The 24,605-nt window shown below is 73.7% G+C and carries 19 protein-coding genes; 12 read left to right on the forward strand and 7 right to left on the reverse strand.

Annotated elements, in window-relative coordinates; translation table 11 throughout:
- Positions 1-55 precede the first annotated feature (55 nt).
- Positions 56-1,711 (reverse strand): alpha/beta fold hydrolase, encoded by a 1,656-nt coding sequence (locus tag D1J60_RS19500; protein WP_125821952.1) that lies wholly within the window; start codon positions 1,709-1,711, stop codon positions 56-58.
- Between the two features lie 407 nt (positions 1,712-2,118).
- Between D1J60_RS19500 and D1J60_RS19505 the strand changes: the two genes are divergently transcribed.
- From D1J60_RS19505 to D1J60_RS19535, 7 genes are all read left to right on the forward strand, one after another.
- Positions 2,119-3,060: a TIGR03084 family metal-binding protein gene (locus tag D1J60_RS19505; RefSeq protein ID WP_277607501.1), complete on the forward strand. Its 942-nt coding sequence runs from the start codon at positions 2,119-2,121 to the stop codon at positions 3,058-3,060.
- Positions 3,057-4,913, forward strand: a complete 1,857-nt coding sequence (locus D1J60_RS19510) for an acyclic terpene utilization AtuA family protein (RefSeq protein ID WP_277607502.1) — start codon at positions 3,057-3,059, stop codon at positions 4,911-4,913. The genes D1J60_RS19505 and D1J60_RS19510 overlap by 4 nt, the downstream gene beginning before the upstream one ends.
- Positions 4,910-6,508 (forward strand): carboxyl transferase domain-containing protein, encoded by a 1,599-nt coding sequence (locus D1J60_RS19515; protein ID WP_125821953.1) that lies wholly within the window; start codon positions 4,910-4,912, stop codon positions 6,506-6,508. The genes D1J60_RS19510 and D1J60_RS19515 overlap by 4 nt, the downstream gene beginning before the upstream one ends.
- Positions 6,509-6,515: 7 nt before the next feature.
- On the forward strand, positions 6,516-8,420 hold the full coding sequence (locus D1J60_RS19520) for a biotin carboxylase N-terminal domain-containing protein (protein WP_125821954.1): 1,905 nt from the start codon (positions 6,516-6,518) through the stop codon (positions 8,418-8,420).
- Positions 8,417-9,568: an acyl-CoA dehydrogenase gene (locus D1J60_RS19525; protein ID WP_125821955.1), complete on the forward strand. Its 1,152-nt coding sequence runs from the start codon at positions 8,417-8,419 to the stop codon at positions 9,566-9,568. The genes D1J60_RS19520 and D1J60_RS19525 overlap by 4 nt, the downstream gene beginning before the upstream one ends.
- Positions 9,569-9,706: 138 nt before the next feature.
- A complete protein-coding gene (locus D1J60_RS19530; RefSeq protein ID WP_125821956.1) occupies positions 9,707-10,450 on the forward strand; it encodes an enoyl-CoA hydratase family protein in 744 nt (247 codons plus the stop codon).
- Positions 10,438-11,037, forward strand: coding sequence for a TetR/AcrR family transcriptional regulator (locus D1J60_RS19535; RefSeq protein ID WP_125821957.1), 600 nt, complete (start codon positions 10,438-10,440; stop codon positions 11,035-11,037). The genes D1J60_RS19530 and D1J60_RS19535 overlap by 13 nt, the downstream gene beginning before the upstream one ends.
- A gap of 64 nt (positions 11,038-11,101) precedes the next feature.
- On the opposite strand, the gene D1J60_RS19540 is transcribed toward D1J60_RS19535, so the two are convergent.
- Complete coding sequence (locus D1J60_RS19540; RefSeq protein ID WP_125603705.1) at positions 11,102-12,208, reverse strand: citrate synthase 2; 1,107 nt, start codon at positions 12,206-12,208, stop codon at positions 11,102-11,104.
- Positions 12,209-12,446: 238 nt separating this feature from the next.
- Here D1J60_RS19540 and pdxH point away from each other — a divergent pair, with 238 nt between their 5' ends.
- Both pdxH and D1J60_RS19550 read left to right on the forward strand, forming a co-directional pair.
- Positions 12,447-13,070 carry a pyridoxamine 5'-phosphate oxidase gene (gene pdxH, locus D1J60_RS19545; RefSeq protein ID WP_241253584.1) on the forward strand — a complete coding sequence of 208 codons (624 nt, stop codon included), beginning with the start codon at positions 12,447-12,449 and terminating at the stop codon, positions 13,068-13,070.
- Positions 13,071-13,480: 410 nt separating this feature from the next.
- A complete protein-coding gene (locus tag D1J60_RS19550) occupies positions 13,481-14,791 on the forward strand; it encodes a PAS domain-containing protein (RefSeq protein ID WP_125821958.1) in 1,311 nt (436 codons plus the stop codon).
- Between the two features lie 168 nt (positions 14,792-14,959).
- On the opposite strand, the gene D1J60_RS19555 is transcribed toward D1J60_RS19550, so the two are convergent.
- On the reverse strand, positions 14,960-15,715 hold the full coding sequence (locus D1J60_RS19555; RefSeq protein ID WP_125603123.1) for an SIS domain-containing protein: 756 nt from the start codon (positions 15,713-15,715) through the stop codon (positions 14,960-14,962).
- 256 nt (positions 15,716-15,971) lie between these two features.
- Between D1J60_RS19555 and D1J60_RS19560 the strand changes: the two genes are divergently transcribed.
- The 3 genes from D1J60_RS19560 (at position 15,972) to D1J60_RS19570 (ending at position 18,238) form a co-directional block, all read left to right on the forward strand.
- Positions 15,972-16,664, forward strand: a complete 693-nt coding sequence (locus tag D1J60_RS19560) for a metal-dependent transcriptional regulator (protein ID WP_125603124.1) — start codon at positions 15,972-15,974, stop codon at positions 16,662-16,664.
- A gap of 364 nt (positions 16,665-17,028) precedes the next feature.
- Positions 17,029-17,895 carry an alpha/beta hydrolase gene (locus D1J60_RS19565; protein ID WP_125821959.1) on the forward strand — a complete coding sequence of 289 codons (867 nt, stop codon included), beginning with the start codon at positions 17,029-17,031 and terminating at the stop codon, positions 17,893-17,895.
- A 94-nt stretch (positions 17,896-17,989) separates the two neighbouring features.
- Positions 17,990-18,238, forward strand: coding sequence for a helix-turn-helix domain-containing protein (locus D1J60_RS19570; RefSeq protein ID WP_241253324.1), 249 nt, complete (start codon positions 17,990-17,992; stop codon positions 18,236-18,238).
- 414 nt (positions 18,239-18,652) lie between these two features.
- On the opposite strand, the gene D1J60_RS19580 is transcribed toward D1J60_RS19570, so the two are convergent.
- Genes D1J60_RS19580 through D1J60_RS19595 form a run of 4 tightly spaced genes read right to left on the reverse strand, consistent with a single transcriptional unit; the run spans position 18,653 to position 24,555 of the window.
- Entirely contained in the window at positions 18,653-18,961 is a 309-nt protein-coding gene (locus tag D1J60_RS19580; RefSeq protein WP_125821961.1) for a hypothetical protein, read from the reverse strand.
- A gap of 7 nt (positions 18,962-18,968) precedes the next feature.
- Positions 18,969-23,546: a putative T7SS-secreted protein gene (locus tag D1J60_RS19585; RefSeq protein WP_241253325.1), complete on the reverse strand. Its 4,578-nt coding sequence runs from the start codon at positions 23,544-23,546 to the stop codon at positions 18,969-18,971.
- A complete protein-coding gene (locus D1J60_RS19590; RefSeq protein ID WP_125821962.1) occupies positions 23,543-24,127 on the reverse strand; it encodes a hypothetical protein in 585 nt (194 codons plus the stop codon). The genes D1J60_RS19585 and D1J60_RS19590 overlap by 4 nt, the downstream gene beginning before the upstream one ends.
- On the reverse strand, positions 24,124-24,555 hold the full coding sequence (locus D1J60_RS19595) for an SseB family protein (RefSeq protein WP_241253326.1): 432 nt from the start codon (positions 24,553-24,555) through the stop codon (positions 24,124-24,126). Before D1J60_RS19595 ends, D1J60_RS19590 begins: the two co-directional genes overlap by 4 nt.
- Positions 24,556-24,605 lie beyond the last annotated feature (50 nt).

Here is a 24,605-nt window from a genome sequence, read left to right on the forward strand (position 1 = left end):
TATGGAACAGTCGTATGAATTCTGGTTTCTGGATTTCTGGTCTCTGGGGCCGCCCTCAGCCCACCGGTACCTCCAGGTACGACGGCGTCGGCTCCGGTGAGGTGAACGCCAGCGTTGCGCGCGGCAGGTTGGCGTCCCCGTAGAGGGGGTCGCGGGCGGCCGCCACCAGCAGGAGCCGGTGGCCGCGCGGGACGTCGTACGCCGCGGCCTGGAGGTCGATGTCCGCGCCGATCAGGCTGTCCGGCGGGGAGTGCAGGTCGCTGAACGGTGCGTGCGTGATCAGCCGGGCCGAGCCGTCCGGGGCCAGGTCCAGGAGGTACGCGACGATGGTGGAGCCGGAGTTCGCGGCGCGGTACGTCACCCGCAGGCGGGGGACGCCCCGTACGCGGAGGGTCTCCTCGGCGGGGTCCCCGGCCCAGGCGGCGGTGACGGCCGCGGCCGCGGTGGCGCCGATCTCGCCGCCCGGGTACGGCTTCGGGAGGCCGGCCATCTCCGCGTACCCGCACCGCACCACCGCTTCGGCCGCGGCGGCCGGGGTGTCCACCCCGCACAGCACGCCCGCCGTCCAGCCGTGCTCGGGCTCCCCGCCGAGCCCCCCGAACCCGTCCGTCGGCGCCCCGCCCGTCAGGTACAGCCGGCGGACGCCGCCGCCCGGGGCGGGGAGGGCGGCGGAGGGTTCCAGGGCGCGGCTCCACATCACCTCGGAGCGCACCTCCCCCTCCTCCTCCACCCCGTTGTCGGCCCCGCACAGGTGGTGGTCGAGCCAGCGGTGCGCGTCCGTCCACACCGGGCTCGGCAGCCCCAGCAGCCCCGCGCTCTCGGGGCCGCCGTGGTCGCCGACGGACAGGTCGAGCCGCTTGGGGCCGGTGAGTTCGCCGAACAGCCCCAGCGTCTGGTTGGCGGGGAAGAGCGTCTCGTGCCAGGCGTGCGCGAGGAAGACCGCCACCTGCCTGCGGTTGAACTCCTTGACGTGCGCGGACGGAGAGCGCTGCTGCGCCCACCGCAGGGCGCCTTCGGCGTCCCGGCCTGCGAGGACGTCCTCCAGGGCGCGCTCGGTCTCCGGGCCGAGCCGGGCCCGTCCGGCCGACGCCAGCAGGGCCTGTACGGCGGCGGCGCGGCGGGTGGAGTTCTCGTACAGGACCTCGCCGAGGTCGCCCCACGCGCTGAGCGCCGCCACCGCGTCGACGCGGGGGTCGTGCGCGGCGACGAGCAGGCCGATGCCGGCGCCGTAGGAGACGCCGAGGAAGCCGATCCTGGTGACCGGGCCGGCGGCGCGTTCCAGGAGGTGGTCCAGGGCCCTTCTGCCGTCGGCGACGTCCAGCGGGCCGGCGAAGTCGGCCTGGCCGTCGGAGCGGCCGAACCCGCGGACGGTGTAGGCCAGTACGTCGTAGCCGCGGGTCGCGAGCGCGGCGGCGCGGACGGCGTACGCGGTCCAGCCCAGGGCCGTCCACGGCGAGGGCATCACGACGACCGCGCGCGGCGCGGGTCCGGTGTGCCGCCAGAGCGCGGCGTCGAGGAGGTCCCCGCAGGCGCCGGTCACCTTGCCCCGGCTGAAGGCGGCCGCGGCCCGGGCGGCCCGTACGTCCGCGGCGCGCGCGGGGGGCAGGCCGGCGGGGTCTCCGCTCTCCAGGGCGGTGGCGAAGGCGGTGAGGGCGGTGGCGTCGAGTTCGGGATAGAGGGAGTGGGGCGCGGCTGGGGCAGCGGGGTTCACGGCGGACCGTCCTCGTCGTCGAGTGGCGTGGCGGGCGCGTGGAGGGAGGCGGTGCGGGGCCGGCGGCGGGGGTCGGCGCCGGGATGTGTGCGGGGCGGTGGCCGCCCGGCGCGGCGGCGGCGCGGGCGGGGAGCACCCAGTATCGGCGCACGCGGGGCGCGTGCAGGGCGCGTTCCCGGCGTACGGCCGGAACCGCCCCTGATCGTCTCCGGGGTGTCGGGGGGCGTTGCGGGCCCGCCCTGGGCCGGGCCTTGCGTGATGGCCTGTTCGGATCAAGTGGGCTTCAGAGAAACGGAATTGGGGGAAGTGGCGGGATCCGGACGCGGCTCGAGAAAATAATGCAAGCACGCTTGATTGTTTTAGCGGAGGCTGCCAGGCTTCCCCCCACGCCGAGAGGGGAGCACGCCGTGCCCGATCCGTCCGCCGAAGACCGGTCCGCCACCGCCACCGCAGTCACCGCCACCGCAGTCACCGCGACCGCAGTCACGGCCGCCGACGTCTTCGCCGGCCTCCTCGCCGACCTCCGCGAGGAGGGGCGTGAACTCGACTCGTTCGTCGCGCAGTTGCCGGAGCCGGCCTGGGCGTGGTCGACGCCCGCGCCCGGCTGGAGCGTCGCCCACCAGATCGCCCACCTGCACTGGACCGACCGGGCCGCGCTGCTCGCCCTCACCGACGCGGAGGGCTTCGCGCGGATGGTGGAGGAGGCGTTGAAGGCCCCCGGGTCGTTCGTCGACGAAGGCGCGGAGGAGGGTGCCGCGCTGGAGCCCGCGGAACTGCTCGTCCGGTGGCGCGAGGGCCGGGCCGCGCTCGACGAGGCGCTCGCTGCGGCCTCGCCCGACGCCCGGTTCCCCTGGTACGGGCCGCCCATGAAGGCCGCGTCGATGGCGAGTGCCCGGCTCATGGAGACCTGGGCGCACGGCCAGGACGTGGCCGACGCGCTCGGCGTGCTGCGCACCCCCACGGCCCGGCTGCGGCACGTCGCGCGGATCGGGGTCCGGGCGCGCGACTACGCGTACGCGGTACGGGGACTGCCGGTGCCGGAGGGGGAGTTCCGGGTGGAGCTGACCGCTCCGGACGGGACCGGGGTGTGGGCGTACGGGCCGGCGGACGCCCCGCAGCGGATCACCGGGCCGGCGCTGGACTTCTGCTTGCTGGTCACGCAGCGCGCCCACCGCGCCGACCTCGCCCTCACCGCGACCGGGCCCGACGCCGACCGCTGGCTCGACATCGCCCAGGCCTTCGCCGGCCCGGCGGGCCAGGGCCGCGACCCGCGGGGCAGCACCCCGCATGCCGCCGACCCGCTGGCCGCCGACCCGCTGGCCGCCGACCCCCTGGGCGGCGGGCGGTGACGCGGCGGGCGCTGCGCGTCGGGAACGCGTCGGGCTTCTACGGGGACCGGTTCGACGCCGTGCGCGAGATGCTGACGGGCGGCCCGCTGGACGTGCTGACCGGCGACTACCTCGCCGAGCTCACCATGCTGATCCTGGGCCGGGACCGCCTGAAGAACCCGGACCTCGGCTACGCGAAGACCTTCCTGAAGCAGCTGGAGGAGGGCCTCGGGCTGGCGCACGACCGGGGCGTGCGGATCGTGACGAACGCCGGCGGGCTGAACCCGGCCGGGCTGGCGGCGGCGGTGCGGGCGCTGGCCGCGAAGGTGGGGGTGCCCGTCTCCGTCGCGCACGTCGAGGGCGACGACCTGATGCCGTACGGGCAGGACGCGCTCACCGCCAACGCCTACCTGGGCGGCGCCGGGATCACCGCCTGCCTGCGGGCCGGAGCGGACGTGGTGGTGACCGGCCGGGTCACGGACGCCGCGCTGGTCAGCGGGCCGGCCGCCTGGTGGTTCGACTGGGGCCCGCAGGACTACGACCGGCTGGCGGGCGCGGTGGTCGCGGGCCACGTCCTGGAGTGCGGCACGCAGGCCACCGGCGGCAACTACTCCTTCTTCACGCGGTACGACGTCTCCCGGCCGGGCTTCCCGCTGGCCGAGATAGCGGAGGACGGATCCTCGGTCATCACCAAGCACTCCGGCACCGGCGGGGCCGTGACAGTCGGCACGGTCACCGCCCAACTCCTCTACGAGACCCAGGGCGTGCGCTACCTGGGCCCCGACGTGACGGCCCGCCTGGACACGGTCCGGTTGTCCGCGGCGGACACGGACAGGGTGGCGATCTCCGGCGTCCGGGGCGAGGCCCCGCCCGGCACCCTCAAGGCGGGCGTGACCCGGATCGGCGGCTGGCGCAACGAGGTGGTCTTCGTCCTGACCGGCCTGGACGTCGAGGCGAAGGCGGCCCTGGTGCGCGCGCAACTGGCCGGGCTCCTGGCCGGGGTGTCCAGCGCCGAGTGGACGCTGGCCCGTACGGACCACGAGGACGCGGAGACGCAGGAGGCGGCGAGCGCGCTGCTGCGGCTGGTGGTCCGCGATCCGTCGCCCGACCGAGTGGGACGGCCCCTGACCTCCGCGGCCATCGAACTGGCCCTGGCCAGCTACCCGGGCTTCCACGTCACGGCCCCGCCGGCCGCCGCACAGCCGTACGGCGTCTTCACCGCGACCGCCGTGGCGACGGATGCGGTCCCCCACACGGCGGTCCTGCCGGACGGCACCCGCCTGCCGGTGCCCGCCGCGCGGAGCCAGGTCCCCGCCGCGCGGAGCCAGGTCCCCGCCGCGCGGAGCCAGGTCCCCGCCGCGCCCCTTCCCGACACCGGGGCGGGCGACCCCGGACAGCGCGAACCCGCCCCGCCCGGGGCTCCCCCCGGCCGGGGTCCGGGCCCGGCGGGGCCCCCGCCGCCGGCCACCGCGGCGCATCGGGCGGGGGCCACCCGCAGGGTGGCGCTGGGCAGGATCCTCGGGGCTCGCAGCGGCGACAAGGGCGGGGACGCCAACGTCGGGGTGTGGGCCGAGAGCGGCCCGGCCTGGGAGTGGGCTCGGGAGGCCCTCACCGTCGAAGCCTTCAAGGCGCTGCTCCCGGAGACGGCCCCCCTGGAGGTAACCCGCCACGAGCTGCCGAACCTGCGCGCCCTGAACTTCACCGTCACCGGCCTCCTCGGCGACGGCGTCGCCTCCGGGCACCGCTTCGACCCGCAGGCCAAGGCCCTCGGCGAATGGCTGCGCGCCCGCCACCTCGACGTCCCGGCCCACCTCCTCCCCCGCGGTGGCGGAGGTCCCGACAGCCCGACACCCGCTCCTGAGGGGACCCGATGACCCGCCTCGGAACCACCGTCGACCCGCACGCCGCCGAGCACGCGCGGGCCCGTACCGCCGCCCTGGAGCGGCTCGCGGAGCTCGACGCCGAACACGCCAAGGCCCTCGCCGGCGGCGGGGAGACGTACACCGCCCGGCACCGCGACCGCGGCAAGCTGCTGCCGCGCGAGCGGATCGAGCTGCTCCTCGACCCCGACACCCCGTTCCTGGAGCTGTCCCCGCTGGCCGCCTGGGGCAGCGACTATCCGGTCGGCGCCTCGATGGTCACCGGCATCGGCACCGTCGAGGGCGTCGAGTGCCTGATCACCGCCAACGACCCCACGGTCCGGGGCGGCGCCAGCAACCCGTGGACGCTGAAGAAGGCGCTGCGGGCCAACGAGATCGCCCTGCGGAACCGGCTGCCGTGCGTCAGCCTGGTCGAGTCCGGCGGCGCGGACCTGCCCTCCCAGAAGGAGATCTTCATCCCGGGCGGGGCGGTCTTCCGCGACCTGACCCGGCTCTCCGCCGCCGGCATCCCGACCGTCGCCGTCGTCTTCGGCAACTCCACCGCCGGCGGGGCGTACATCCCGGGGATGTCCGACCACACCGTCATGATCAAGGACCGTTCCAAGGTGTTCCTCGGCGGTCCGCCCCTGGTCAAGATGGCCACCGGCGAGGAGAGCGACGACGAGTCCCTCGGCGGCGCCGACATGCACGCCCGCGTCTCCGGCCTCGCCGACCACTACGCCCTCGACGAGTACGACGCCATCCGCCAGGCCCGCCGCATCGTGGCCCGGCTCAACCACCGCAAGCCGTACGCCGAGCCGCCCCGGGCCGAGGAGCCGCTGTACGACCCGGAGGAACTCCTCGGGATCGTCCCGCCCGACCTCAAGACCCCCTTCGACCCGCGCGAGGTCATCGCCCGCATCGTCGACGCCTCCGACTTCGACGAGTTCAAGCCCCTCTACGGCACCAGCCTCGTCACCGGCTGGGCCGCCCTGCACGGCTACCCGGTCGGCATCCTCGCCAACGCGCAGGGCGTGCTGTTCAGCGCCGAGTCGCAGAAGGCCGCCCAGTTCATCCAGCTCGCCAACCAGCGCGACATCCCGCTCCTCTTCCTCCACAACACGACCGGTTACATGGTGGGCAAGGAGTACGAGCAGGGCGGCATCGTCAAACACGGCTCGATGATGATCAACGCGGTGTCCAACTCCCGTGTCCCGCACCTGTCCGTCCTCATCGGCGCGAGCTACGGCGCCGGCCACTACGGCATGTGCGGACGCGCCTACGAACCCCGGTTCCTCTTCGCCTGGCCCAGTGCCAAGTCCGCCGTCATGGGCCCCCAGCAGCTCGCCGGGGTGCTGTCGATCGTCTCCCGCCAGTCCGCCGCCGCCCGGGGACTGCCCTACGACGAGGAACAGGACGCCGGGATGCGGGCCTTCGTGGAGGCCCAGATCGAGTCCGAGTCCCTGCCCCTCTTCCTCTCCGGGCGGCTGTACGACGACGGCGTCATCGACCCCCGCGACACCCGTACCGTCCTCGGCCTGTGCCTCTCGGCCGTCCACAACGCCCCCGTCGAGGGCGCCCGCGGCGGCTTCGGCGTCTTCCGGATGTGAGCCCCAGATGACCGCACCGATCACCTCCCTCCTCGTCGCCAACCGGGGCGAGATCGCCGTCCGGATCTTCCGCACGGCCCGCGAACTGGGCCTGTCCACGGTCGCCGTCCACTCCGACCCCGACGCCGACGCCCTGCACGTCCGCCACGCCGACGCGGCCGTCCGGCTGCCCGGAGCCGCGCCCGCCGACACCTACCTGCGCGGCGACCGGCTGATCGCAGCGGCCCGCGCGGCCGGTGCCGACGCCGTGCACCCCGGGTACGGCTTCCTCTCCGAGAACGCCGGCTTCGCCCGGCAGGTCCTGGACGCCGGCCTGGCCTGGGTCGGCCCGCCGCCCGAGGCCATCGAGGCCATGGCCTCCAAGACCCGGGCCAAGGAGCTCGTGCGCGCCGCCGGCGTCCCCCTCCTCGACCCCGTCGACCCGGCCGCCGCCACTGCCGCCGACCTGCCGCTCCTGCTCAAGGCCGCGGCGGGCGGCGGCGGCCGCGGGATGCGCGTCGTACGCGACCTCGACTCCCTCAAGGAGTCCCTGGAGGCGGCCCGGGCCGAGGCCCTCTCGGCCTTCGGGGACGACGAGGTCTTCGCCGAGCCGTACGTGGAACGCGGACGGCACGTCGAGGTGCAGGTCCTCGCCGACGCCCACGGCACCGTCTGGGCACTCGGCACCCGGGACTGCTCCCTCCAGCGGCGCCACCAGAAGGTCATCGAGGAGGCCCCCGCCCCCGGCCTGCCGGACACCCTGCGCGAGACCCTGCACACGGCCGCCGTCGCCGCCGCCCGCGCGGTCTCCTACCGGGGCGCGGGCACCGTCGAGTTCCTCGTCGGCGCCGACGGCCGTCCGTACTTCCTCGAGATGAACACCCGCCTCCAGGTGGAACACCCCGTCACCGAAGCGGTCTTCGGCCTCGACCTGGTCGCCCTCCAGCTGCGCCTCGCCGAGGGCCGGCCCCTGCCCCTCACCCCGCCCCCGCCCTCCGGCCACGCCGTCGAGGCCCGCCTCTACGCGGAGGACCCGGCCCACGACTGGCGCCCGCAGACCGGGGTGCTGCACACCCTCGACCTTCCCGGCCACGTCCGCGTCGACACCGGCTTCACCGCCGGGGACGCCGTCGGCGTCCACTACGACCCCATGCTCGCCAAGGTCGTCGCCCACGCCCCGACCCGCGCGGAGGCGGTCCGGATCCTCGCGGACGCCCTGTCCCGGGCCCGGATCCACGGCCTGACCACCAACCGCGACCTCCTCGTACGCTCCCTGCGCCACCCCGAGTTCACCGCCGCCCGGCTCGACACCGGCTTCTACGAACGCCACCTCGACGCCCTCGTCGAAGCCGCCCCGGACCCCGCGCTCGCCTGCCTGGCCGCGGCCCTCGCCGAAGCGGCGCCGGCCCCCGGCGCCCCCCTCGCCGCCCGCCTCGGCGGCTGGCGCAACCTCCGCTCCCAGCCCCGGACCCGCCGCTACACGGTGGCCGGCACCGAGTACGAGGCCCGCTACGACCCGGTGGAGGACCCGCAGGTCCGTGTCCTGGAGGCCACCCCCGACGCCGTCACCCTCGAAGTGGCGGGCGTCCGGCGGATGTTCCACGTGAAACGCAAATCGAACACGGTCTACGTGGACTCCGTGCTCGGCTCCCACGCCCTCGTGCCCGTACCCCGGTTCCCCGATCCCCGGGACCGCACCGAACCGGGCTCCCTGCTCGCCCCCATGCCCGGCACCGTCGTCCGCGTCGCCGAGGGCCTCGCCCCCGGCAGCACCGTCACCGCCGGGCAGCCCCTGCTGTGGCTGGAGGCCATGAAGATGGAGCACCGCATCCTCGCCCCCGCCTCCGGCACGCTCACCGCGCTCCACGCCGTCACCGGCCGCCAGGTCGAGTTCGGCGCCCTGCTCGCCGTAGTCCAGGAGGACCAGCAGTGATCGAGACCGAAGAGCACCAGGCCCTGCGCGCCGCCGTAGCCGCCCTCGGGCAGCGCTACGGCCGCGACTACCTCGCCCGCGTCGCCCGTGAGGGCCGCCACCCCGACGAGCTGTGGGCGGACGCCGCCAAGCTCGGCTACCTCGGCGTCAACCTCCCCGAGGAGTACGGCGGCGGGGGCGGTGGCATCGCCGAACTCTCCCTCGTCCTCGAAGAACTGGGCGCGGCGGGCTGTCCCCTCCTCATGATGGTGGTCTCGCCCGCCATCTGCGGCACGGTCATCGCCCGCTTCGGCACCGACGCCCAGAAGAGCGCCTGGCTCCCCGGCCTCGCGGACGGCAGCCGCACCATGGCCTTCGGGATCACCGAGCCCGACGCCGGCTCCAACTCCCACCGCATCACCACCACCGCCCGCCGCGACGGCGGCGACTGGATCCTCACCGGCCGCAAGGTCTTCATCTCCGGCGTGGACATCGCCGACGCCACCCTCGTCGTCGGCCGCACGGAGGACGCCCGTACGGGCCGCCTCAAGCCCTGCCTGTTCATCGTTCCGAGGGACGCCCCCGGCTTCTCCCGCTCGGTCATCGACATGGAACTCCAGGCGGCGGAGAAGCAGTTCGAACTGACCCTCGACGACGTACGCCTGCCGTCCTCCGCACTGGTCGGCGACGAGGACGCGGGCCTGCTCCAGCTCTTCGCCGGCCTCAACCCGGAGCGCGTCATGACGGCGGCCTTCGCCATCGGCATGGGCCGCTACGCCCTCGGCCGGGCGGTGGAGTACGCGAAGACGCGCCAGGTCTGGAAGGAGCCGATCGGCGCCCACCAGGCCGTGGCCCACCCCCTCGCGGCGGCGCACATCGAGCTGGAACTAGCTCGCCTGATGATGCGGAAGGCGGCCGGGCTCTACGACGCGGGGGACGACGCCGGGGCCGGGGAGGCGGCGAACATGGCGAAGTACGCGGCGGGGGAGGCGTGCGTCCGGGCGGTGGACCAGGCGGTGCACACCCTCGGCGGCAACGGCCTCACCCGCGAGTACGGCCTCGCCTCCCTGATCACGGCGTCCCGCGTCGCCCGCATCGCCCCGGTCAGCCGGGAGATGATCCTCAACTTCGTCTCCCACCAGACCCTGGGCCTCCCCAAGTCCTACTGACCCCCGCACGCCGCCCACCCGGCTCGCCGCCGGCCGGGAGGGCCGCGTCCGTGCTGGTGAACGCCCGGCCGGGGCAAGGGCTACCCTGCCCCCGAGGGGGGCCGGCCGGGTCCGCCCTATGACCCCTCCGGAGGAGACATGGCCCCACTCGTGCACGCCGCCCGGGCGGCGACCGGTATCACCACCCTCACCCTCGACTCCCCGGCCAACCGCAACGCGCTCTCCGCCCGGCTCGTCGCCGAGCTCCGCGAGGCCCTGGCCGGGGCGGCCGCCGACCCCGGCACCCGGGCCGTGCTCCTCACCCACACCGGCAACACCTTCTGCGCGGGCGCCGACCTGAAGTCCCCCTGCGCCCCCGAGGACTTCCTCGCCCTGCTCCGCGAGGTCACCGCCCTGCCCAAGCCGGTCGTCGCCCGCGTCACCGGGCACGTCCGCGCCGGCGGCCTCGGCCTGCTCGGCGCCTGCGACATCGCCGCCGCCGGGCCGCAGTCCTCGTACGCCTTCACCGAGACCCACCTCGGCCTCGCCCCCGCCGTCATCTCCATGACCGTGCTGCCGCGCCTCGACCCCCGCGCCGCCTCCCGCTACCTCCTGACCGCCGAGGTCTTCGACGCAGCCGAGGCCGCCCGTACGGGGCTGCTGACCCTCCACGCCGCCGACGACGTCGACGCCGCCCTCGCCCCCGTCCTCGACGGACTCCGCAAGGCGTCCCCGCAGGCCCTCGCCGAGACGAAGGCCATGGTCGCGGCCGGCGTGCGCGAGGCCCTGGAGCGCGACGGGTCCCGCCTGACGGAGCTCTCCGCGCGGCTGTTCGCCTCCGCCGAGGCCCGCGAGGGCATCACCGCCCGCTTCGAGCGCCGGGACCCGTCATGGGTACGGTGACCGGCCCCGTCCCCAAGCAGGCCCGCAGCCGCGTCACCCGGCGCCACCTGCTGGAGGCGGCCGTGTCCTGCCTCGCCGAGCACGGCTGGGCCGGTTCCACCGTCGCCGTCGTCGCCGAACGCGCCGGCGTCTCGCGCGGGGCGGCCCAGCACCACTTCCCGACCCGCGAGTCCCTCTTCACCGCCGCGGTCGAGTACGTCTCCGAGGAACGCTCCACCGCCCTGCGGGAGCTCTTCCAGACCACCCCGGCCCCGCGCCCCCGCGCCGCCGTCGTCGAGGCCCTGGTCGACCTGTACACGGGTGCCCTGTTCCGCGCCGCGCTCCAGCTGTGGGTGGCCGCGTCCAACGAGGAGCAGCTGCGCCCCCAGGTCGTCGAGCTCGAGGCCCGGGTCGGCCGGGAGACCCACCGGATCGCCGTCGAGCTGCTGGGCGCGGACGAGTCGCTGCCGGGCGTACGGGAGACCGTGCAGGGCCTGCTGGACATGGCCCGCGGCCTGGGCCTGGCCAACGTCCTGACCGACGACGCGGCCCGCCGGGCCCGCGTGGTCGCCCAGTGGTCGAAGCTGATCGACGCCGCCCTGGGGTGAACGGCCGGGAACGCGCGAGGGCGCCGCACCCCGTTCGGGATGCGGCGCCCAGGACGGCGGGACCTCAGGCGGTGGCGGCGATGTCCGCGTAGCCCTCGATGTCGCGGGGGTCCCGGCGGCCCGGGCCCACGTACCGCGCCGACGGCCGCACCAGGCGGCCCGTGCGCTTCTGCTCCAGGATGTGCGCCGACCAGCCGGCGGTGCGGGCGCAGCTGAACATGGAGGTGAACATGTGCGCCGGGACCTCCGCGAAGTCCAGCATGATCGCGGCCCAGAACTCCACGTTGGTGGCGAGGACCCGGTCGGGGCGGCGGGCGTGCAGTTCCTCCAGCGCGGCCTTCTCCAGGGCGGCGGCGACCTCGTAGCGCGGGGCGTCCAGCTCCTTGGCGGTGCGGCGCAGCACGCGGGCGCGGGGGTCCTCGGCGCGGTAGACGCGGTGGCCGAAGCCCATCAGCCGCTCGCCCTTGTCGAGGGCCTTCTTCACGTAGGCCACGGCGTCGCCGGTGCGCTCGATCTCCTCGATCATGCCCAGGACGCGGGACGGCGCGCCGCCGTGCAGCGGCCCGGACATGGCGCCCACGGCACCCGACAGGGCGGCGGCGACGTCGGCTCCCGTCGAGGCGATGACGCGGGCCGTGAAGGTGGAGGCGTTCATGCCGTGCTCGGCGGCGGAGGTCCAGTAGGCGTCGACGGCCTTGACGTGCTTGGGGTCGGGCTCGCCCCGCCAGCGGATCATGAACCGCTCGACGACGGACTCGGCCTTGTCGATCTCGCGCTGCGGCACCATGGGCAGGCCCTGGCCGCGGGCGGACTGGGCGACGTACGACAGCGCCATGACGGCGGCCCGGGCGAGGTCGTCGCGGGCGGTCCGCTCGTCGATGTCGAGGAGCGGTTTCAGACCCCACACGGGGGCGAGCATGGCCAGCGCGGACTGCACGTCGACGCGGATGTCGCCGGAGTGGACCGGGATGGGGAAGGGTTCGGCGGCGGGCAGGCCGGGGTTGAACGCACCGTCGACCAGGAGGCCCCAGACGTTCCCGAAGGAGACGTGGCCGACCAGGTCTTCGATGTCCACCCCCCGGTAGCGGAGCGATCCGCCTTCCTTGTCCGGCTCGGCGATCTCCGTCTCGAACGCGACGACCCCTTCGAGTCCGGGTACGAAATCGGACATCAGGCGGCTCCTCAGGTAGTGCGAACACGCGCGGTTCCCGGCGTGGTTCGCGGTCCGACGCGGTCATCCCCGTTGATGCCCGGCGCGGCCGAAGGTCATCCGTGCGGGAACCCTCGGACCGGCCCCAAGATTTTGTCCGTTCCGGTGGGCGTGCGGAAGCGTGACATACGGCACACCGGTGCCCGGCGTACTGCGGCAGGATGACCGTGTGACCGATCAGGACATTGACCCCGCCGTCATGCGCAAGCAGTACCGCTCCGAGATCGTCGAGGAGGCGGGCCTCGCCGACGATCCGATGGCGCAGTTCGCCCTGTGGTTCCAGCAGGCGGCCGACTCGCACCTCTTCGAACCCAACGCGATGGTCGTCTCGACCGCCACCGCCGGGGGCCGGCCCAGCTCGCGGACGGTGCTGCTGAAGCAGTTCGACTCGCGGGGCTTCGTCTTCTTCACCAACTACGGCTCCCGCAAGGTGCGGGAGATCGACGAGAACCCCTACGTCTCGCTGCTCTTCCCCTGGCACCCGATCGCCCGGCAGGTGATCGTCACGGGCCGGGCCGAGCGGATCGGCCGCGACGAGACGGCCGCCTACTTCCGGTCGCGTCCGCACGGCTCGCAGCTGGGGGCGTGGGCGAGCGCGCAGTCCGAGGTGATCGGCTCGCGGGCCGAGCTGGACCGCCGTTACGCGGAGCTGGCGGCGCGGTATCCGGAGGGGGAGCAGGTGCCGGTGCCGCCGGAGTGGGGCGGGCTGCGGGTGCTGCCCGACGCGCTGGAGTTCTGGCAGGGGCACGAGAACCGGCTGCACGACCGGCTGCGGTACGTGCTGGAGGGCGACGAGTGGCGCGTGGAGCGGCTCTGCCCGTAGCGGGGCCGTCGGCGCGCGGGGGTGACCCTGAACGCAGGCGACCCGCGGTCTCGGGTTCCTCTCCTGCAGTGAGAGGAGCCGGCCGGACGTGCCGGCGAGACCGCGGGTCGGGTGACTGCTCGGGATTGGCGCCGGGCGTTTCCGCCGGGCACCGCACTGGGTGCGTTGCTGACGACGGGCCCTTAGCCCGCAGCCACCTCACGCGTCCGGTTTCCGTACATTTCGGGAACCACCTCCCTTCTCGTGTAAAGCAGAGCCTAGGTCGGCGTTCCGGAGCCCTCAAGCGATTTAACGCGCGGGTTTCCGGGCGGACATTCCGGGAGGTTTCCGGGAAGCGGGTGTGGCCTGGGTCACGTTCCAGTTCAATGATCTGACGTGCCGCACACGCGAACACCTGCAGGGGGTGCCAGGTGAGTGCTTCCGGACGTAGTGACACCGCCGACGATCTGCTCGCAGCGCTGCTCGACGGGATGGACGCCGCCCTGTGCGCGTTCGACTCCGACGGCGTGATCACCCACTGGAACCGCGAGGCCGAGCGGATCCTCGGCTGGAGCGCCGCCGAGGCGGTGGGACGGCGCGGGTTCGCCGGCTGGGCGGTCCGGGCCGCCGACGCGGAGGACGTACAGGACCGGCTGATGTCCGCGCAGGACGCGCCGGGCCGGCAGGTGCACGAGTTCGCCCTGCTGACCAAGGACGGCGGACGGATCCTCGTACGGACCCAGTCCGCCGGGGTGCCCGGCGCCGACGGGAAACCGGCCGGGGTCTACTGCGCCTTCAGCGAGGTCCACGCCCAGATCGACCTGGAACGCTCCATCGCCCTCAGCGAGGCCCTGATGGACGACGCCTCCTGGGGGGTCGTCCTCGTCGACGTGGACCTGCGCCCGGCGGTGGTCAACGCGCACGCCGCCCGCGCCTTCGGAGCCGGGCGCAGCGCGCTGCTCGGGCGGCCGCTCGGGGACCTGCTGGAGCAGGGCGTCGAGGAACTGGAGGGCGCGCTCCAGCACGTACTGGCCGAGGGCGCGCCGCCGGCGCCGCTGGAGCTGTGGGTGTCGGTGCGGACGCCGGAGGGGGTGCGGCGGCGGTGCTGGCGGTGCGGGTTCCTGCGGCTGGGGTCGCCGCTCGCGGAGGAGCCGGTACCGCTGGGCGTGGGGTGGCTGTTCCAGGACGTCACCGAGGCCCGGCAGGCCGAGCTGGACACCGGGCAGCTGCGGTTCCGGGCCCACCAGCTGTACCGGGCGGGGCGGGCCGCCGCCGAGTGCGAGGACCCGGCGGAGGCGGCCGCCGTACGGCTGGACTTCGCGCTGGCCGGCTTCGCGGAGCACGTACTGCTCGACGTACTGGAGCCGGGCGCGGGCGGGCGCCTGGTCCGCTCGGCGGTGTCCCCGTCGGGGCTGGCGGTGCTGCTGCCCGGGCCGGGGGCGATCCCGGTGCGGTACGAGGCCGCGCACCCGGCGCTCCAGGCCCTGGACCGGATCGGCCCGGTCCGGGCCAGCGCCCCGGCCGGCGAGGCGGCGGAGGCGTGGGCCCGCTCCCGCCAGTGGCCCCCGGGCGCGACGCACGCCCTGTGCGCGGTCCTCCGCTGCCGCGGCCGCACCCTGGGCGCCCTGACCTTCCTCCGCGGCCCGTCCCGCCCGGCATTCGACCGCACGGACGCCCTGTACGCGGAGGAGGTGGCGTCCCGCGTGGCGGCGGACCTCGAGCTGGCCGCCCGTCCCGCCTGATTCGCTGCGCGAAATCCAGCCCCGCCTGGGGGCACCTCCCAGCGGTAGCTGGGGGAGTTTGAGGCGCGGGGGTCTGGGGGCGGAGCCCCCAGGGAACGGTGGAAGGGCGGGTAGGGGACGGCCCCGCGCAGCGGCCACCCCCCCGCCCCCGCCGGCCAGGGCACCGGGCTAGTGCCGGAAGAAGATCCGGTCCCGGTACTCCTGCATGACGCGCCCGTTCCACTCGTGCCCGCCGTCCACGTTCCCCGACCTCAGCAGCGGCGGCTCCACCCCCCGCGCCACCAGTTCCCCGGCGGCGGCCGCCATCACCGCCTGCATGATCGCGCTCGTCACCACCGTCGACGCGGGAGCGAACGGCGCGTCGATGCCGTCCAGCGACAGCTCGGCGTCACCGACCGCGATCTTGCTGTCGAGCACGATGTCGCAGTGGTCCTTCAGGAAGGTGCCCGAGACGTGCCGTGACTTCGTCCCCGTCGCGTACGCCACCGACGTCACGCCGATGACCTTCAGCCCGATCGCGCGCGCGTTCATCGCCATCTCGACCGGCAGGGCGTTGCGCCCGGACAGCGAGATGATGACGAGGACGTCCCCCGCCGAGGCGGGGCTGCTGTCCAGGACCGCCCCGGCGAGCCCGTCGACGCGTTCCAGCGCGCTGCCCAGCGTCGCCGGCATGACGTCGACGCCCGCCGTGCCGGGGACGGCGAGGAAGTTCATCAGCGCGAGCCCCCCGGCCCGGTAGACCACGTCCTGCGCGGGGAGCGAGGAGTGCCCGGCGCCGAAGGCGAAGAGCCGGTTCCCGGAGGCCACGGCCTCGGCGATCACGGTCCCGGCCTCGCTGATCCGCGGGCCCTCCTCGTCACGCACCCGCTCCAGCAGGCCGATGGCCGCGTCGAAGAACTGCCCGGCCAGCTTGCTCTCGCTCATACGCCGTAGGCCCTTCCAGGGTGTGGGGTGTCGGGTGTGCGGCGGATGCCGCCGCCGTGGTCCGCCGTGGTCCGCCGCTCACCGTGCGGTCTGGACCAAGCGCGTGTCAATACGGCCGTCGATCCGGCTGCGGGCGCGCTCCGGCCGGATGTCCCGTACACGCCTTGACGTTCGGGGGTGCTCGACGCGGGACGGTTGTCGGCCCGATGCGTCAGAATTGGGGACAGGGCCAGCGCACGCAATCCGAGGGGCACGAATGTCCGGACTGATCGACACCACGGAGATGTATCTCCGCACCATCCTGGAGCTGGAAGAGGAAGGTGTGGTCCCCATGCGCGCCCGGATCGCCGAGCGGCTCGACCAGAGCGGCCCGACGGTGAGCCAGACGGTGGCGCGCATGGAGCGTGACGGGCTGGTCGCGGTGGCCAGCGACCGGCACCTGGAGCTGACGGAGGAGGGCCGCAAGCTCGCGACGCGCGTGATGCGCAAGCACCGCCTCGCGGAGTGCCTCCTCGTCGACGTCATCGGCCTGGAGTGGGAGCAGGTGCACGCGGAGGCCTGCCGCTGGGAGCACGTCATGAGCGAGGCGGTGGAGCGGCGGGTGCTGGAGCTGCTGCGCCACCCGACCGAGTCCCCGTACGGGAACCCGATCCCGGGCCTGGAGGAGCTGGGGGAGAAGGCCGAGGCGGACCCGTTCCTGGAGGACGGCATGCTGAGCCTGTCCGACCTGGACCCGGGTACCGAGGGCAAGACGGTGGTCGTGCGCCGGATCGGCGAGCCGATCCAGACCGACGCCCAGCTGATGTACACGCTGCGCCGGGCGGGCGTGCAGCCCGGCTCCGTCGTGAGCGTGACCGAGTCCCCGGGCGGGGTGCTGGTCGGCAGCGGCGGCGAGGCCGCCGAGCTGGACGCGGAGATCGCCTCGCACGTGTTCGTCGCCAAGCGCTGAGGCCGAAGCGGAAGCCGAAGCCGAAGACAGAGCGGAAGCCGAAGACGGAGCGGTCAGGCTGACGTCCCGAGGGTGTTGACGGCCGGCGGCCAGGCGCCGCCGGCCGGCGGAAGCAAGGCGGTCCCGGCGCCTTCCGGCGCCGGGACCGATCCTCCCCTTGCTGACCTGGAGCCCCGAGCTCTCAAGGTCATCCCCTTCGGACCGTCTTCCCCGAGCGGCCCGCCTCCCTGCTGAAAGGATCTCCATCGGCAGCGGCGGTCAATCCTTGAGCAAGGTCACTCGAAAGAGCGGTGTTGTCGGCGAGACGCCCGTTTTCGAATGCGGGTTCGATAGTCTGGCCGGGAGCGAAGGGGGTGCATCTCCGGTGGTACAGCGCATCGATGTCACAGGTGCCGACGGCGTACGCCTGGCCGCCTGGGAGTTCCGGGACCCGCCCGCCGAGCCACGGAAACCGGCGGTCCTGTTACTCCACGGTCTGATGGGCCGCGCCCTCCACTGGGCCGGCACCGCGCGCTGGCTGGGCGAGCACCGCCGGGTCATCGCCCTCGACCAGCGCGGCCACGGCCACAGCGGCCATCCCGCCCCCGGCCCCGACCGGCCCGCGCGCCTGAGCCGCGAGGCCTTCGTCGCCGACGCCGAGGCCGTCGTCGAACAGCTCGGGCTCGGCCCCGTCATCCTCATCGGCCACTCCATGGGCGCCCTCACCGGCTGGCAGCTCGCCGCCCGGCGCCCCGATCTGGTCCAGGCCCTGGTCATCTGCGACATGCGGGCCTCCGCGCTCGGCGAGGCCTCGCAGCAGGAGTGGCAGGAGTGGTTCCGCCGCTGGCCGCTGCCCTTCCCCACGCAGGACGCCGCCCGCCGCTGGTTCGGCGAGGACGACCCCCGGGTCGAGCGCCCCGACCCCGGCCGGGGCGCCTTCTTCGCCGAGGTGATGCACCGGGCCCCGGACGGCTGGCGCCCGCTCTTCTCCCGCAGCCAGATGCTGACCGTCCGCGAGACCTGGGTCCACGACGCGCACTGGGAGGAGCTGGCCCAGGTCCGCTGCCCCACCCTCGTCGTCCGCGCCCTGGACGGCGAGCTGGGCCGCGCCGAAGCCCAGGAGATGGTCCGCGTCCTCCCGGCGGGCCAGTACGCCGAGATCCCGGACGCGGGCCACTACGTCCACTACGACCAGCCGGCCGCCCTGCGCGCCGCCCTGGAACCCTTCCTGGAAGGAGCCGCCGTGTCCTAGCCCCCGGCCGTTCACCACGGCCCCGGCCCGCGCCTGGGCCCTCCAGCAACTGGACGAGCGGTTAACCCCGGCGCGGCCGCCGGACCACGCCCGCATGAGCGTGCGCACCTTCGCCCGCCGCTTCGCGGAGGAGGTCGGCAGGCCGCCGGGCCAGTGGCCGGCCCAACGCCGCGTGGACCCCGCCCGCCGCCTCCTGGAAACCACCGCCCTCCCGGTGGACCAGGTCGCCGCCCAGGCGGGCTTCGGCACCTCGGCGCCCCTGCGCCAACACCTGCCGGCCACCCTGGGCGTCTCCCCGACGCCCTACCGCCAGTCCTTCAGGCCCGCCGCCGCGACGCCCTGACCGACAGCCCCCGTTACCGTTCGGGCCATGGACCGCCTCCTCCACCTCGGCCGCACCCTCGACGACCTCGACCCGCCCCGCTGGGGCCCGCCCGCCGCCAACGCGACGGCCCTGGTCCGCAAGGTGCACGCGCTGCGGGTAGTCGGCGCCGGGGTGTACGAAGGAGCCGATGCCGATGCCCCGATGGCCCCCCTGAGGGGGGCAGAGAGGCTCACGGCGTACAGGGGCATCCCGAAGGACAGCCAGGCCGCGTCCTTCCGGTTGACGTCCCCTGTGGTTAGCCCGAGGAGATGTCGGAGGCGAGGCCGATCCCGCCCCGCACGAACCGGTACTTGCAGGTGGCTTCCATGTGTCCCCGTGTACCGCAATCCCGGCCCTTTGAGGGCTCGGATGTAACCCACCTACCCGCCCCAGCTACAAAGGGAAATCATTCTTCCACGGGGCATCCAAGCTGTCCGGGTCTACTCCCATCCTCCTGACCACTTCCTCGACTTCCGATAGATGCCCTACGGTGCAGATGTGCTCTCGTGAGAGATCTTCTTCCGCAAAGCATTCATCGTCATCCACCAGGTTCTTGGGGATCTCGACAGTCGAGACGCGATAGGTGCCGTCGCGTGCTGGGAACACCCAGACCCATGCGTACAGCTCATCCGAGCTGGCCTTGCGCCTGGCCGAGACCGTAGCGCGCGACATAGTCAGGCGGTTGGCTACCTCGGTTCTCACGATCTTGTCACCTCGCCTCTCCCCAGAAGATTCGTATGATTGCCCCCTTGTAGGGGGAGTCTTCGTAGGTGTGTATTTGCAGATGGGGTCGGTCGCCGTCCCTGTTTCCTTCCCCGTGACCCAAGACTCGGCCGTCGTCCCCTAGCTTATCGTCCCAATGGTAGGTTCCGCTCTTGGATCCAAAATACTGACGAGTTCCCTTTCCGTCGAATCCCTCCGCATTTCGATATCCTTCGCCGTGGAATTTGCCGAGGTAGATTTCCTCCGCCTCGCTCCGGGATGCGACACTGATTTGCGTCGATCCGTCGTCGATTGCTCGCACTGCTGATGAAACGCTACCGCTGGACCAAGGAATCGGACATGGGACCAGCCCCAGCGGGTCCGACCAGGTGTGGGGGTTGGTGACGTACGTCGCCGGGTTCGGGGCTGGGGTGAGGCCCAGGGGGTCCGGGGTGAGGTAGCGGGCCGTTTCGGGGTCGTAGGTGCGGAAGTGGTTGTGGTGGAGGCCTGATTCGGGGTCGTAGTACTGGCCCGGGAAGCGGAGGGGGGTGTAGGCCGTGGCGTCGCGGTTCCAGGTTGTGGTGCCCCACAGGGTGGTGCGGGTGTGCCACGCCGTGGTGCCGTCCTCCGCCAGGAGGTGGGTGGGGGTGCCGATCAGGTCGGTGACGATCGCGAAGAAGCGGTCGTCGATCTCCGGCTGGTCGATGCGTTCCGTCTGGGTGACGGGGTGCAGGCCCTGGTGGGTCCAGGTGAGGGTGACCCCGCCGCTGGTTTCCTCGCAGAGGGTGGTGCCGTCCCAGGTGAAGAGGGTTTCCTCCGCGACCTCGCCCGTCGGGGAGAGGCGCTGCTTGGACGTGCGGCGGCCCAAGGGGTCGTAGGTGTAGCGCCAGCGGGTGCCGTCCGGGGTGGTGACCCCGGTCAGGCGGTCCTCCGCGTCCCACTCGTAGCGCCAGGTGTCCGGCTTGCGCGAGAGGCGGGTCTTCTGGCGGAGGGTGACGCGGCCCAGCGCGTCGTGTTCGTAGCGGACCGAGCCGGCGCGGGTGATGCGGGTGCCCGTGTAGGCGCGTTCGCCGTGGGCTTCCGAACCCGGGTGGCGCGTCGGCCAGGAGGCGCTGGTCTGGTTGCCGGCCTCGTCGTACGCGTAGCGCTCCGACCAGTTCGCCGCGTCCACGGCGGTGACGCGTGCCGCCGCGTCCAGGGCGAAGGTGCGCGGGCCGGTGAGGGAGTCGTCGATGCCGGTCAGGTAGCCGTCGGCGCGGTAGCCGTAGCCGCGCCGCTGGAGGGTGCGGCCGTCCTGGCCGGTGACCGATTGGGCGGTGCGGCGGCCCATCGCGTCGTACTCGTGGGTGAGGGAGAAGGACGGGCCCAGGCTCCGGGCCAGCTCATGGCCCGCCGCGTCGCGCTCGAAGGACAGGATGCGGCCCGCTGTGGTCAGGGAGCTGCGGCGGCCGGACGCGTCGTACGTCCAGTGGGACGAGGGGCCGGTGGGAGTCGTGCGGCTGGTGCGGCGGCCCAGGGTGTCGTAGCCGTACGTGAGGGTGCGGCCGTTCACCGTCTCCGAGAGGAGGCGCCCCGTGGCGGCGTCGCGGAACCAGCTGACCGTGGACTCGGGAGAGGCCGCTGCCGCGAGGGCGTCGAACGCGTCGTACGCGTAGGTGGTGACCAGGCCGGCCGCGTCCTTGCGGACCACCTGGCCCAGCGCGTTGTGTTCGAAGGAGGTGGTTTCGCCGATGGTGTTGGTGCGGGAGGCGAGGAGGCCCGATGCGTCGTACCCGTACGTGAGGGTGCGGCCGTCGAAGTCCGTTTCGCGGGACAGGCGGCCCGCGCCGTCGTAGGCGTACGTCCACGTCAGGCCCTGGGGGTTCGTGACGCGCGTGAGGCGGAGTTGCGTGTCGTGGTCGAAGGTGTAGCGGGCGCCGTCGGGGCCGGTGCGGGCGGTGAGGAGGTCGAAGTCGCCGTACTCGGAGACCGTGGCGCCGCCGATCGCGTCCGTGTGGGTCAGGCAGTTGCCCTCGCCGTCGTAGGTCCAGGATTCCGCGGTGCCGTCGGGGTTCTCCCGGCGGAGGAGGCGGCCCTCCACGCTCCAGGCCAGGCGGGTGGTGTGGCCCAGGGGGTCCGTGACCGCGGTCGGACGGCCGAAGGGGTCGCGCTCGTAGGTGGTGGTCGCGCCCAGGGGGTCCGTGGTGGCCGACACCTGGCCCGTGCGGTCGCACTGCACCGTCGTGGTGTGGCCCAGGGCGTTCGTCACCGCCGACAGGTGGCCGTGGGTGTCGTACGCGAAGCGGGTCGTGGTGCCGTCCGGGGCGGTGTACGAGGTGCGGTTGCCGACGGCGTCGTACGTGGTGAGGTGGACGCGGCCGTCCGGCTGGATGATCTTCAGCGGCTGGCCGAAGGCGTTGTACTCCGCCCGGACCGTGCGGCCGTCCGGGCGGGTCACCGTCGTCAGGCGGCCGTCCTCGTCGTACGTGAAGTGCGTCGTGTGGCCGAGGGGGTCCGTGCGGCTCAGGAGGCGGTTGTAGGCGTCGTACGTGGACCGCGTCGTCGCGCCCGTGGGGTCGGTCTCGGCGGTGACCTGCGCCCGCTCGTTGATCAGGAAACGGGTGGTGTGGCCCAGGGAGTCGGTGAGGGTGGTGAGGCCCGGCTCGTACGCGAAGCGGACGTTCAGGTGCCCGTTGGTGCCCGACTGTGCGGTGCAACGGTGCTGGTCGTCGTAGACGTAGTCGAAGTGCCGGTCGTTGGAGTCGGTCCAGGACGTCATCCGGCCGAGCTCGTCGTAGCCGAAACGGAGCGGGCGGCCACAGGAGTTGGTGACCGCCGTGAGGTGGCCGTCCGTGTACGCGTACCGCAGGATCCGCGTGCCGTCGGCGAGGGACAGGGCCGTGATCCGGCCCTCCGCCGAGGCGAGGCGGAGTTCGTATCCACCGCTGTGGACGAGAGAGGCTGGGGCGCCGGACTCGTCGTAGTCGAAGGTGATCCAGGCGCCCGACCGGTCTTCGAGCTGGAGGAGGCGGCCGTCCTCGCAGAAGTGGCGGACGTGGCCGGTCTCCGGGTCCGTGACCGTGTACCCGCCGTCCGCGTCGAGGGTCAGGGGCCAGCGCTGCCCGTGGTCGGGGAGTACGGGGATCCCCGGCTCGGGGTGCGGGTAGGCGAGCAGGCTGCCGTCCTCGCGGACGAGCACCAGCCCGTCCTCGTCGCGTTCCAGGCGCTGGTCCACGGTCGACGCCCACGACGGGCCGAACCAGCGTCCCGCCCGGTACGAGGACTCGAAGGTGCGGGTGAAGACGAGGGGGAGGGGGCCCGGGAGGACGACGTCGGTCTGCGGCAGGACCATGCGTCCCGTCGCCACGTCGACCGGGTCCTCGCGGCACACCTTCTGCTCCTGGGAGCGGGCGGAGGCCTCCGGCTGCGCCTGCTGGGCCGCGCGGGCCTCCTTGGCGGCCGCGCTCCCCGCCGCCTCCTCCGCCACCCGTGCCCCGGCGCGGGCCCCCTTGGCCGCACCGCCGAAGCCTTCCGTGCCCAGCAGCTCCGGCAGGAGCCGGCCGGTGCCCTCGGCGAAGTCGGTCCGGAAGGGTTCGACGAAGGCGTTGGCGATGCGGTCGGGGTGGGCGGGGGCCGAGACCAGACCGGCCAGTGTCATGCCGAGGTTCTGCTGGTACTCGGCGGGGTGGGTCAGGTTGTAGCTGTCGAACGGGGACACGCTGCGGGCGAAGTCGATCACCCCGGCGGTTCCCTTGACGACCCCTCCGCCGAAGTGGGAGAGCTCCACGGACGCGGCGGCGGCGTGGTCGGTGACCGCGGCCATGGCCTTCTCGCGCGGCGAGGGCTTGGCCGGGGCGTGTTCCATCGCGGCCGAGAGGGCGGACGCCGCGCCGGCGGCGGCCTCGTCGCGCTGCCGGCGGGCTTCCGTGAGGATCTCCTGGGCGGCCTTGGCCTCCGCGGCCCCGACGTTGTCCGGCCTGGTCGGCACCGGCCCCGGGTTCTTTCCCGACTTGGCGGTGGCCTGGTAGGTGTCGACGGCCTTGGCGTAGGCGCTGGCGGCGTCCTCGTGGGCCTTGAGGGCCTTCCGGTACAGCTCGACGGCCTGGGCCGCCTGCTTCTGGGCCCACTCCACCGTGTCCGCGTACCGGGTGAGCGCGTCCCCCGCCTTCTGGCAGGCCTCGGCGGCGTGCAGCCACTTGGCCGGATGTACGGCGAACGCCCCGCGGAACGCGTCGGCCGCCGCGCCCTTCCAACTGCCGGCGTCCAGCGCCTTCATGCCCTGGCCGACCTTGTCGAACGAGGCCTGGAAGTCCTTCATGTGCGAGGCCGAGGCGCGGAGGGCGGCCGGTGAGCCGTGTACGAGTTCGTCGGCCTGCTCGGTCTGGCCCAGCTGCTGTTCGGCCACGGACGCGCCGAGCCGGGAGGCGAGGCCGTCGCCGAGGTCCTCGATGTCGTCGGCCCAGCGGTCCTTGCCGGCCTTGTGGAGGATGCCGCCGATCTCGTCGGTGGCCCTGTCGACGCCTTCGCCGGCCTTCTTCTTCGCGGCGGTCCAGACGGTGCCCAGCTGCCCCAGGCCCTTGTCCGCGAGGGCTTCCCAGTCGGTCACCGCTGCTCACCGCCGTCCCGGTCGCGGCTGAGCTCGGCGAGCTTGGAGGGGTCGATCTCCCGGCGCGGGGCGATGTCCTCCCAGGCCTGTGCCCAGGCCCGGTCGGTGGCCTCCTTGGACTTGAGGGCCGACTCGGCGCTGAAGTCGGCGTCCCGGAAGCTGGTGTAGGGATTGGAAGCGAGGACCTCGCCCCAGTCCTTGCCCGTGACCTCCTGCTCGGACGCGTGCGGATCGCCGCCGAGGACGGCGTTGGCCATGACCTTGAAACCGCCCTGGATGTACTGGTCCTGCTCGTGGACCAGGCCGGCCGACAGGCCCACGCCCGCCGCGAACCCGTTCGCCTCCTGGACCAGCGCGCGCACTCCCCAGCCCCACCGCTCGCAGAACGCGTCCAGCATGGTGGTCAGGGCCTCGTGGCCGGTCTGCATGCCCGAGAGCTTCAGCTCCGTGAAGCCGCCGCCCATGCTCGCCGTTCCGACCGAGCCGAGCTCCTTCAGCTCCGACAGGGTGTCCGTGATGCCCTTGGCGATCTGTCCCAGTGCCGCCTTCGACACATCGAGTTCGCCCTGCTCGCCGCTCATGCCGTCGCCCCGCCGTCCAGCGCGGCGGAGTCGGGCACGATCCCGCGTACGGGCGGGAACACCGTGCCGTCGGGACCCGCCGGGTCCAGCGCGACCCCGCACGGGAAGTCCAGCGCCGGTATCACCTCGTCCAGCAGCCAGGCCCCGGGCACCCGCCGGAAGTCCCACGCGCGGTCCGTCTCGTCCCGGGCCTGGGCGAAGCGTGCCAGCGCCTCCTCGTCCGAGAAGGCGCAGATCCAGTCCAGGCCGCCGAGCGGGGCCGTCCACAGCCCGCCGTGCTCGTCGTGCGGAACGAGCACCACCCGGCCGCGGAACTCCGCCAGCCGGTCCCGCGCCGGCGGCCCGCCCACAGCCGTCGGCGTCTGCTCGGCGGTGGCCCTGCCGGCCGCCTCGGCGCGCAGCCGGCCCCACTCCTCGTCGAACCCCACGCGGAACTCCCCCCACCAACCCGGCAATCGAACGAACTTTTGCAGGACGC

The sequence above is a fragment of the Streptomyces sp. W1SF4 genome, from assembly GCF_003950035.1.
GTDB classification, from domain to species: Bacteria; Actinomycetota; Actinomycetes; order Streptomycetales; family Streptomycetaceae; genus Streptomyces; species Streptomyces racemochromogenes.